Origin of the sequence: Neptuniibacter sp. UBA6509 (assembly GCA_002435145.1) — a bacterium.
GTDB lineage: Bacteria > Pseudomonadota > Gammaproteobacteria > Pseudomonadales > Balneatricaceae > Neptuniibacter.
Genome location: DJLT01000134.1, coordinates 1 through 9550, shown reverse-complemented (window position 1 = coordinate 9550; position 9550 = coordinate 1). Strand labels below are relative to the sequence as shown.

Here is a 9550-nt window from a genome sequence, read left to right as displayed (position 1 = left end):
TTCATGATCAGCCAGAATATGCAAAGCGACTTTGTCAGTTGATCTTCGTTTACCGGAACCTTCTTTGTCATAATCCTTGTTAATGGGATTATTAAATGATTCACCTACGAGAAAGTCATTAAAACTTTCTGAGTCAGAATGCTCTGCAATTACGTAGTCAAAAAAGTCACTACATTCATTAACAAATGATGATAACGTTTTTTCTGACCTTCTTAGTTTGTAAAACTCCTTCGCTGTTAGTGGGGGCTCAGGTTTGTCTTTGGCCGACTTAAGTGGTTCATTTGACCAAAAAGCCCACCTTTTGAAATCTGATATTTTATATGGAACAGGTATATTTGGGTGATTATTAACTTCTTGATACCAAGGGATATAAAGAAATATATAGTCGACTAATATTCTTAGATTGCCCCTACGAGACTTATGCGTCGTAGCAGAACCTCCTTTACTGAGCTGGTAAGCATCATAATACTCCAAGGCACTAATCCAATCAGAAAATGACGACTGAATTCCTATATGTTCACGGCCTGGATAAAGACCGGATTCCCGGAGATAACCCCACCAATTTTGAGTGTGATTTTTTCGATATCTGATACGACTTATATGATACGGCAGTAGCTTCACGTACTCGAGTATTTGATTTTTTGTAGACAATTGCGTGAGTGTTATAAAGTTACGGTTGCGAAAGTCTTGGTTGTAGCGTTTTCGCTTCCCGTCTTTTCCATATACACTGAATTCAGAGTGATATTCTGTTAATTGCTCAATATCAAGGGTTGCTATATAACCACTCTTATCTAAATTCACGACTGCGGAAAGCGCTTCGAAAGCCCTAAGATTTTTTTCTGAAAACTGGCATTTTTCGTGGTGTAAAACAGCTTTGAGTATACCTCTAAAGTTGGTTTTAGTTTGTGTAGCTTTAAATCCTGTTCGAACAACATCCCAAACCTCACTCAGAGATATATCTTGTATCGACTTCCAGTCTGTCATTAGAATTAACCTCTGCGTTTCGAAGTTAAATCTTTTATCAGAACATATAAACGACCAAAGTTTTTTTGGGATTAAAGCAGCATGGTCAAAGTTCACTAAACGCAAGAAGCTCTTATTGAACCGCCAAGATAGAACTAAATCACTATGCCCCCACAGAAATAAATAAAGGATCCCGCATCCTTCTCGAAAGCTTTTAAAGTGCCGATCTGTAGGAAACGAAACGTCGAGAATTCTTTCAAGACCTTCTTTTTCCAATGGCTCGACATACAAAGCGATATATAGCTCTCGCAACATATCATCATTAAAGCGAATCTGCGTAGCATAAAATTGAAAAGCGTTGCGACCGATCTCATCTGCCCTAGAAAGAGATGTATAATTGTCTGGCACTTTGCCCCTAACACTTTCTAATGCTGATAGGATTTCCTTTAATCGAATAGAGAAATCATCAGGAAATAAATTAGTATTGGTAACAATCAATTCATCAGCAGTATTAATCACTGGCAAAGTCCTTAAATATAATTAGGTGGAATAACACGAAAGGCTTTCTATTCACTCAAACTGCAAAGTGGCGCGTAGGCAAACAGGAAGTAAGTTCAACTGATTCAGTCAGTTGCATTGCTTTGTCCAAATGCCATTTTGCGACCATTTGATTTAAGTTTTCTGGCTGTTCTCCACGTAACTCTCTGTCCAAGATTTCCATTTTCATCAGAATCTTGTCTTGTCTTTGACGTGCATATATCGCAGTTGAAAGTGGTGATGCGTGTCCCATCATTAGCTGTATTTCGGTATCTGATAGGCCTATTTGACCTCGCTCGTAGTCGGGAAAGTCATTTTTAAGAAATACTCCGTACATATGGCGAAGTGAGTGAAGCGAAAGCTCTAGAGCTAAACCAATTCGATTTTGAGCGGCTCTGAATGCTTCATTTAGCGTTTTGTTTTGCGCTTCAAAAAGTGGTTGCCCATATTCATCGTCAGTTTCTTTGAGGAACACTAACCCATCGGACGAAAATGGTGGTTGGTATTTTAGCTGTAGAAGCGCATCGAATAAGATATCTTTCAAAATCGGGAGCAGGTATATATTCGCAGTTTCTCGCCCTTTCCAGGGTAACCTATGCGAACTATGATAATCATGCGATCCTCTTAAGTTATTAGGATCTTCAATGCGGATGCGTTTATTTTCGAAGTCTACTAAGTCCCATTTCAAAACGAGTGCTTCGCTTTGTCTGAGGCCTCCCCCTGCCATTGACGCCCAAAACGCTCTGTCACGAATGTTGTCGGTACGTAACAGCAATTCTTCGATGTGCTCGACTGGAAAATCTTTCGCAGAGCCTTTTCGTTTGTTTTGAGATTTGCCAACTCGCTGTAAACGAGAACCTCTTCGAAATTTTTTAATTTTTCTAAGATTTGCGCCGAGAATTGAATTCTGCTGTATTCTCCTAATTTCATGCATAGAAACCGTCTTTTCGTGCTTTAGTGCTGCAAAAAGCTCGACATTATCATCAAGCTTTTCACCCAGTACTTCGGCGGCATAGCTCTTAGTATTTTCAGCAAGATCAACAACAAATTCTAAAAAGTAATTAATCGCTGCCAGCGCTTCACTTGTTGATTTAAGAGGCTTACGACCAAGCGACTTGGCAACTTGCTTTAAGTACAACTTATTACTTTTTTCTGCTTTCTCTAAAAGCTCCGGGTAATCATGGACGACCTCGTTCAAGACATTTTCTTCTGGAACAATGTCAGACAGTAGTACTCCACATTCAATCAAGTAATCTATGAAGCGAGCGACATGACCTCTGTACGCTACTCGAGTTTGTTGTGATGGGTATCTCTCAAAAAGTTTGTCCTGGTATTGTGTAAAAACATCTATGGGCATTGAATCCGATGGCTTTCTTACATCAATCAGTCTTGATTTTCCGTTTGGCATTGGCACTAAAAGACAATTTTTCATCACACTAACATACCGCTCCATTCAAATACTGCAAAAAATATAGCTAACCAAAACTTAAACATCAATAGTGTATGCAGCATTTAAATACTGCACTTTTACTTGACTCAGTGATAAACGCCATACAATATAAAAAGTGGTATATTAAGTCGGAAAAATCTTCGAGCGGACACGCTCTTAGGTTTTTCTTTCCTATTGATTAAAAAGGTAAATTTATGGGTTTCAAACTCAAAGATATTGCCGACATACGCCTTGGCCACCCTTTTAGAGGCTCAATAAAGGGCGACGAGGATGGCGATGTCCATGTGGTTCAAGTACGCGATACCAATGACTCAGGCGAAGTGAATGGTTCGAACTTGGTGAGAACATTTCTAGCCGGGCGTAAAAAGCCGGATTGGTTACAAAAAGGTGATATTTTGTTTGTCGCAAAAGGCGCAAATCATTATGCAGCGATTGTTGACGATGGCGTGTTACCCGGGCAATCGGTGTGTTCACCCCACTTTTTTTTAGTGCGGATAAAACCTAAGAAACATGTCATTGCTTTACCTGCTTTCATCGCCTGGCAGCTCAACCAAATACCAGCGCAACGGTATTTTTTTAATAGTGCTGAGGGATCGCTTTACGTCAGTATTCGAAAGCAGGTTCTTGAAGATACTCCCTTAGTGTTGCCCAGTATAGAAAGGCAGCGCCAATTAATCTCAATGCAACTATGTGCATTGAAAGAAAAAAAGACATTGCAAAGATTGATTGAGAATCGACAACAACAAATCAATGCCATCGCGAAAAATGAATTAGAGCCGTACAGCGGCACAGACCGAGTTTAGGAAAATAAATGACAGATTCAGTAACCAACTCAAATGAAATCATTGAACAGGACACCATTGTTCAACCTGAAGTAAACAAAGCCGTATGGGCCGCCTGTGACACGTTCAGAGGCGTTATCAGTGCCGATACATACAAAGACTTCGTGCTTACCATGTTGTTTCTCAAATACATCTCTGACGTATATCGCGATGAGTACAACAGGCTAACCGAGCAGTATGGCGATAACCCAGACCTCATCAATGCAATGATGGGTAAACAGCGCTTTGTGTTGCCAACTGGAACTAGCTTTTGGGATTTACATGAGCAACGTCACCAGGCTGGCAATGGCCAACGCATAGATCAAGCACTTCACGCGATTGAAGAAGCCAACGGTGGCAAACTAAAGAATGTGTTTCAGGACATCATGTTCAACACAGACAAGCTAGGTCCTGAAAAACAAAAGAACGAACTGCTACGTCATCTGTTAGAAGACTTTGCGAAAGCAACGTTAGATTTTCGACCAAGCCGAATTGGCGGATTAGACGTAATTGGTAACGCTTATGAATACCTGATTAAGCACTTTGCTGCTGGCAGTGGCCGCTCCGCAGGAGAATTCTATACACCACCAGAAGTTTCTGACTTACTGGCAGCAGTGCTAGACCCGCAAGAAGGCGACCAAATATGTGACCCGGCTTGCGGCTCAGGTTCTTTGCTAATGAAGTGTGGCGCAATCGTGCGCAAGAATTCAGGGTCTAAGAAATACGCCCTATTCGGACAAGAAGCCATCGGTTCGACCTGGGCCCTAGCCAAAATGAATATGTTCCTTCATGGAGAAGATAACCACCGCATTGAGTGGGGAGACACTATCCGTAATCCACTGTTGAAGGATAAAGACGGTTTAGGCTTACTGCATTTTGATGTAGTGACGGCCAACCCTCCCTTTAGCTTAGAGAAATGGGGCTTCGAAGACGCCGGCAATGATCCTTATGGTCGCTTTAGAAGAGGTATTCCACCCAAGAGCAAAGGTGACTATGCCTTTATCAGCCATATGATCGAAACCCTAAAGCCTGATACGGGTCGCATGGGCGTTGTGGTTCCTCATGGCGTACTTTTCCGAGCATCATCTGAAGGAAAAATTCGTCAGCAACTGATTGAAGAAAACCTGCTAGATACGGTTATAGGTCTGCCAGAAAAGCTGTTTTTCGGCACAGGTATTCCTGCTGCCATCCTGATTTTCAAGAAGCACAAAACCGATAACAACGTACTGTTTATTGATGCCAGCCGTGAATTCAAATCTGGCAAAAACCAAAACCAGTTAACACCAGACAATATCCAGAAGATCATCGACACCTACAAAGCGCGTGAAAACGTCGATAAGTATGCCTTCCTGGCCAGTTTCGATGAAATTAAAGAGAACGACTTCAACCTCAATATCCCTCGCTACGTGGATACCTTCGAAGAAGAGGCCGAAATAGATTTGGTCGCCGTGCGTAACGAACGTGTTCAACTGAAAAGCGAACTGCAAGCCCTTGAAGCAGAAATGGATGGCTACTTGAAGGAGTTAGGCTATGCAGACTGAAGCATCAGTTTATCACCCGCATTTTGGATGTATTCCTTCAAGTTGGATGGTTGTCGATGCAATTGAAGCATGTTCAAAAATTACAGATGGTACTCACGATACACCAAAGGCAGTACCAGATGGTCAACCTTACATAAAATCAGTTCACATTAAAAATGGGGAGGTTGACTTTGATAATTGCCTATTTGTTAGTGAGGCTGATCACGAAACTATTTTTCGACGCTGCAACCCAGAAAAAGGTGATCTACTTGTTGTAAATATAGGGGCTGGGAATATAGGTGATTGTGCTTACGTTACGGTAGATTTTGAATTCAGCATGAAAAACATTGCTTTACTCAAGCCTAAAAAGGATACCTTAAACAGTTTATATTTTTATTACTACTATAGGTCACGACAAGAAAGGATTACCCACACTGCAAAAACTGGTGGGGCACAACCGTTTTTATCACTGAAAGATCTGAAAAAATTAAAGGTTGTTCTACCTCCTATTAACGAGCAATGCAAAATAGCCAGAATACTACTCACTTGGGATAAAGCGATTAGCACCATCGAGCGCCTAATCGACAACAGCAAGCAGCAGAAAAAAGCCCTGATGCAACAATTGCTCACTGGCAAAAAACGCCTGCTTGATGATTCAGATAACCCGTTTGATGGAAAATGGGAAGCTCTATATCTGCATGATGTTGCGAAAATAATTGTTAGTCCAGTTGATAAAAAGGCCGTTGAAGGTGAAATTCCCGTAACGCTGTGTAATTACACGGATGTTTATTACAACACCAGAATTTCTAAGTCCTTAGATTTCATGAAAGCTACTGCAAAGCAATCTGAGATAGACAAATATACCCTTCAAGTTAACGATGTCATCATTACCAAAGATTCTGAGACTCCGGGGGATATTGCTGTCCCTGCGTTAGTTGACGAAGACTTAGGTGGTGTTGTCTGTGGTTACCATTTAGCAATAATCCGTCCAAAGGCCCGAATGGTAGCAGGAGCCTATCTAAATTATTTGTTCTCAATGCCAAAAACACGTTATTACTTTTTTACGCTTGCAACAGGAGCAACGCGATTTGGGTTGTCGGTTGGAGGAATTAATAAAGCTCATTTCACACTGCCACCACTAGATGAGCAGCAAAAAATAGCTGCGGTACTTACCAACGCTGACAAAGAAATAGAGTTACTACAACAGCAGCTTGATGATTTAAAACAAGAGAAAAAAGCACTGATGCAACAGTTGTTAACAGGCAAGCGCAGAGTAAAAGTTGACGAAAAGGAGGTCGCATAATGTCAAAAGGTAAAAATCAACATGTGGTGAAGCACCCTGATGGCTGGGCGGTAAAAGGCGCGGGTAATTCAAAAGCCACTAGAGTTACCCGCACTCAACAGGAAGCGATTGATGTCGCTGAGCAGATTGCTAGAAACCAGCAGTCTGACACCAAAGTACATGGCCGTGACGGAAAAATACGTGCTGGCAATAGCTACGGCAATGACCCACATCCGCCGAAAGACAAGAAGTAAGGATACATATGACTTTTAAGATATTGAGCATCGATGGCGGGGGAATACGCGGTGTTTACCCTGCGCACATACTTAAATGTTTCGAAGAAAAACTCGGAATCAATCTCTTAGAGTCATTCGACATGATAGCTGGCACTAGTACGGGTTCCATAATAGCGGCTGGTGTTGCCTGTGACATCCGTGCAGCCGAAATGGTTAACATGTACAAGGAACATGGCGCGGATATTTTCAAAAAGAAAAAGTCAAGAATTCCCTTTAAAAAACAGAGTACAGCTACACAGCTTATGCTGGAAAGCGTATATGAAAGCAGCAGTTTATCGGATGTTCTGAAAGGTGTTTTTAACGATATTACGCTTGGGCAAGTAGCCAAGCCTCTGATTCTGCCAGCAACAGATGTAGGTAACGGTGGAGTTCATGTATTTAAATCGGCTTATGACCCAACGTTTATTCGTGATAGGTCGGTAAACGTCAGAGATGCTGTTCTTGCCTCTTGCTCAGCCCCAACATTTTTTGACCCTCATAAAGTTGATGAGTATTTGTTATCTGATGGTGGCCTATGGGCAAACAACCCAGCATTAGTAGCCGTTATCGATGCTCAAAAACGACTGGGTATAAATTACGATGATATACAAGTGGTATCTGTCGGCACTGGTTATTCCAAGGTCGCCTATGGGTTAAAGCATAAAGGTGGCTGGGGTTTTGCGACGGGCTGGAAGCATAAAGAGTTCATAAATTTCATGTTATCGCTTCAAAGCCAAAGCGCGTTGAATTATCTAAAGCTTCATTTGAAACCTGAGCAAATATTAAGAATTGATTTTGAGTCCGATACCGATCTGCCACTCGATGACGTTTCTGAAATCGATAATTTGATCAGTTTAGCCGACAAGAATTTTACATATGGAAGTAAAGAGATTAGCAACTTTATCTTGGGAGGGAATGTATTGTGACTCAAATAGTTTCTAGGGAAGAGGCCCTGTTAACTGCGGCGAAAAAGTTGGACATCTCTCCGACTAAATATAAACAAGCAATCGATCGCTTTAATTCAATGAAAACACATCTAGAGCAAGGAAACTATCCCGGAACATATCGTGCTCCAGACGTATACCTTCAAGGATCTTTTAAACTTGGAACAGAAATCCGCCCATTCAAAAATAGTAAAGATGCAGATTATGACATTGATTTGGTCTGCAACTTGGCTCATCTAAAACAGGAAGTACTCGCCTCCACTGTAAAAAATCAGGTTGGACAACGGATTATCGAGAATGGTACGTATTCCAGATTATTAGATGAGGAAGGAAAGCGCTGCTGGACTCTTAACTATGCTGAAGATGATGGTGTGGGCTTCCATATGGATATACTCCCTTCGGTTGCAGAAAATAGTCTATTGGCGAGACCTCAATCAATCGCAGCTACAAATAAAGATCAAGAAAACAACTACTCTTGGACAACGAGCAATCCGAAAGGATTTGCTGAATGGTTTTACGAAAGAAATGGCACTGCATTTGAACAAGCAAAATTGACTCAAAAGCAACGCATCTTCAACAATCAAAGACAGTTGTATAATTCGATTGACGATGTTCCAAATATCCACGTTAAAACGCCGTTGCAAAGGGCAATTCAGCTATTAAAGAGGCATCGTGATGTAAGGTTTTCACAATCCGATATAGAGGCTTTCAAACCAATCTCAATGATTATTACTGTATTAGCTGCCAAAACTTATAACAACGAAGCAACAATCTATGAAACGTTGAGAAATCTGATATCAACTTTAAACCAGCATTCTCATCAGATTAGCAATAACTTTGTTTTCAACGATTACTACGCGAGAAATACTTACACCCTAATAACGCGCACTTCTGATGGGAAGTGGTTTATCCCCAACCCAACTAATCCGGGTGAAAATTTTGCTGACCGATGGCACGAGGACAATAACGCAAGGGCAAATGCCTTTTTTCAATGGGTAGGTTGGCTCAGAGACGACTTCATCAATATCGAAAACTTTATCGAGGAAGATAAGTTTACCAAAGCACTTGTTGATGTATATAAGCCAACAAATTTACCTGCACTCACTTTTAATGTGCCCCACAAGGAACAACTTCGATACCCCATCGTTGCAAACATATATTCTGCGGATATAAAAGCAAGTTATAAAACCAACATATCTTGGAAAGAGTTTCAGTCTGGACAGCCTTTACTCAAAGGAAAGGAGTTAAAGTTCAAACTTAAGACTAATGTTCCTGCACCATTTGACATTTACTGGCAAGTGGTAAATACAGGACAAGAGGCTGCGAATGTAGGACAACTTAGAGGTGAAATATCTCCTCAATCCAATACGGCCTCAGACGAAATCTATAGAACAGAATCCACGTCCTACACAGGAGATCATTGGGTTGAGGGATTCGTCATCAAAGATGGTGTATGCGTTGCTAAAACTGGTGAATTTGTTGTACGCGTCAGAGATAGGTTCGCTGCATGAATAACGTAAACTTCCAAGAAGAATTCAGTTCAAAAATCCCTGCATTAACGCTGCTTAGTAACCTTGGGTACGACTTTATACCCCCAGCTGAATGCGAGCTGTTGCGCGGTAATCAGCTATCAAAGTCGGGAAAAAGTTCATCGCAAGTCATTTTGCAATCTGTGATGAGAAGCTTTCTTGCCAGGCAGCATTTTTCTTTTGCCAGTAAATCACACCTGTTATCTGAAGATGCCATTGACAAAGTAAT

Annotated in this window: 9 protein-coding genes; 7 read left to right on the top strand and 2 right to left on the bottom strand. The window is 41.3% G+C overall.

Translation table 11 applies throughout. The annotated features are described in order from the left end of the window. Both B4K11_RS18545 and B4K11_RS18540 read right to left on the bottom strand, forming a co-directional pair. The coding region (locus B4K11_RS18545) for a hypothetical protein (RefSeq protein WP_272977175.1) at positions 1–1482 on the bottom strand (1482 nt) is incomplete at its 3' end. A 55-nt stretch (positions 1483–1537) separates the two neighbouring features. Beyond that, positions 1538–2932, bottom strand: coding sequence for a tyrosine-type recombinase/integrase (locus B4K11_RS18540; RefSeq protein ID WP_272977176.1), 1395 nt, complete (start codon positions 2930–2932; stop codon positions 1538–1540). Between the two features lie 212 nt (positions 2933–3144). Between B4K11_RS18540 and B4K11_RS18535 the strand changes: the two genes are divergently transcribed. From B4K11_RS18535 to B4K11_RS18505, 7 genes are all read left to right on the top strand, one after another. After that, positions 3145–3753, top strand: a complete 609-nt coding sequence (locus B4K11_RS18535) for a restriction endonuclease subunit S (protein WP_272977174.1) — start codon at positions 3145–3147, stop codon at positions 3751–3753. Positions 3754–3761: 8 nt separating this feature from the next. Next, complete coding sequence (locus B4K11_RS18530) at positions 3762–5312, top strand: type I restriction-modification system subunit M (protein ID WP_272977173.1); 1551 nt, start codon at positions 3762–3764, stop codon at positions 5310–5312. Next, positions 5302–6594 (top strand): restriction endonuclease subunit S, encoded by a 1293-nt coding sequence (locus B4K11_RS18525; protein WP_272977172.1) that lies wholly within the window; start codon positions 5302–5304, stop codon positions 6592–6594. Before B4K11_RS18530 ends, B4K11_RS18525 begins: the two co-directional genes overlap by 11 nt. After that, positions 6594–6827, top strand: a complete 234-nt coding sequence (locus tag B4K11_RS18520; RefSeq protein WP_272977171.1) for a DUF2188 domain-containing protein — start codon at positions 6594–6596, stop codon at positions 6825–6827. The genes B4K11_RS18525 and B4K11_RS18520 overlap by 1 nt, the downstream gene beginning before the upstream one ends. A gap of 8 nt (positions 6828–6835) precedes the next feature. After that, the gene (locus tag B4K11_RS18515; protein ID WP_272977170.1) at positions 6836–7774 is read left to right on the top strand and encodes a CBASS cGAMP-activated phospholipase; all 939 of its coding nucleotides are present in this window, start codon (positions 6836–6838) and stop codon (positions 7772–7774) included. Continuing rightward, positions 7771–9303: a nucleotidyltransferase gene (locus B4K11_RS18510; RefSeq protein ID WP_272977169.1), complete on the top strand. Its 1533-nt coding sequence runs from the start codon at positions 7771–7773 to the stop codon at positions 9301–9303. The genes B4K11_RS18515 and B4K11_RS18510 overlap by 4 nt, the downstream gene beginning before the upstream one ends. After that, the coding region (locus B4K11_RS18505; RefSeq protein WP_292959501.1) for a hypothetical protein at positions 9300–9550 on the top strand (251 nt) is incomplete at its 3' end. The genes B4K11_RS18510 and B4K11_RS18505, both read left to right, overlap by 4 nt.

Bases quoted from the DNA above. Each gene is read 5' to 3' on its own strand.
- B4K11_RS18540 (WP_272977176.1), bottom strand. From the start codon at position 2,932: ATGAAAAATTGTCTTTTAGTGCCAATGCCAAACGGAAAATCAAGACTG.
- B4K11_RS18535 (WP_272977174.1), top strand. From the start codon at position 3,145: ATGGGTTTCAAACTCAAAGATATTGCCGACATACGCCTTGGCCACCCT.
- B4K11_RS18530 (WP_272977173.1), top strand. From the start codon at position 3,762: ATGACAGATTCAGTAACCAACTCAAATGAAATCATTGAACAGGACACC.
- B4K11_RS18525 (WP_272977172.1), top strand. From the start codon at position 5,302: ATGCAGACTGAAGCATCAGTTTATCACCCGCATTTTGGATGTATTCCT.
- B4K11_RS18520 (WP_272977171.1), top strand. From the start codon at position 6,594: ATGTCAAAAGGTAAAAATCAACATGTGGTGAAGCACCCTGATGGCTGG.
- B4K11_RS18515 (WP_272977170.1), top strand. From the start codon at position 6,836: ATGACTTTTAAGATATTGAGCATCGATGGCGGGGGAATACGCGGTGTT.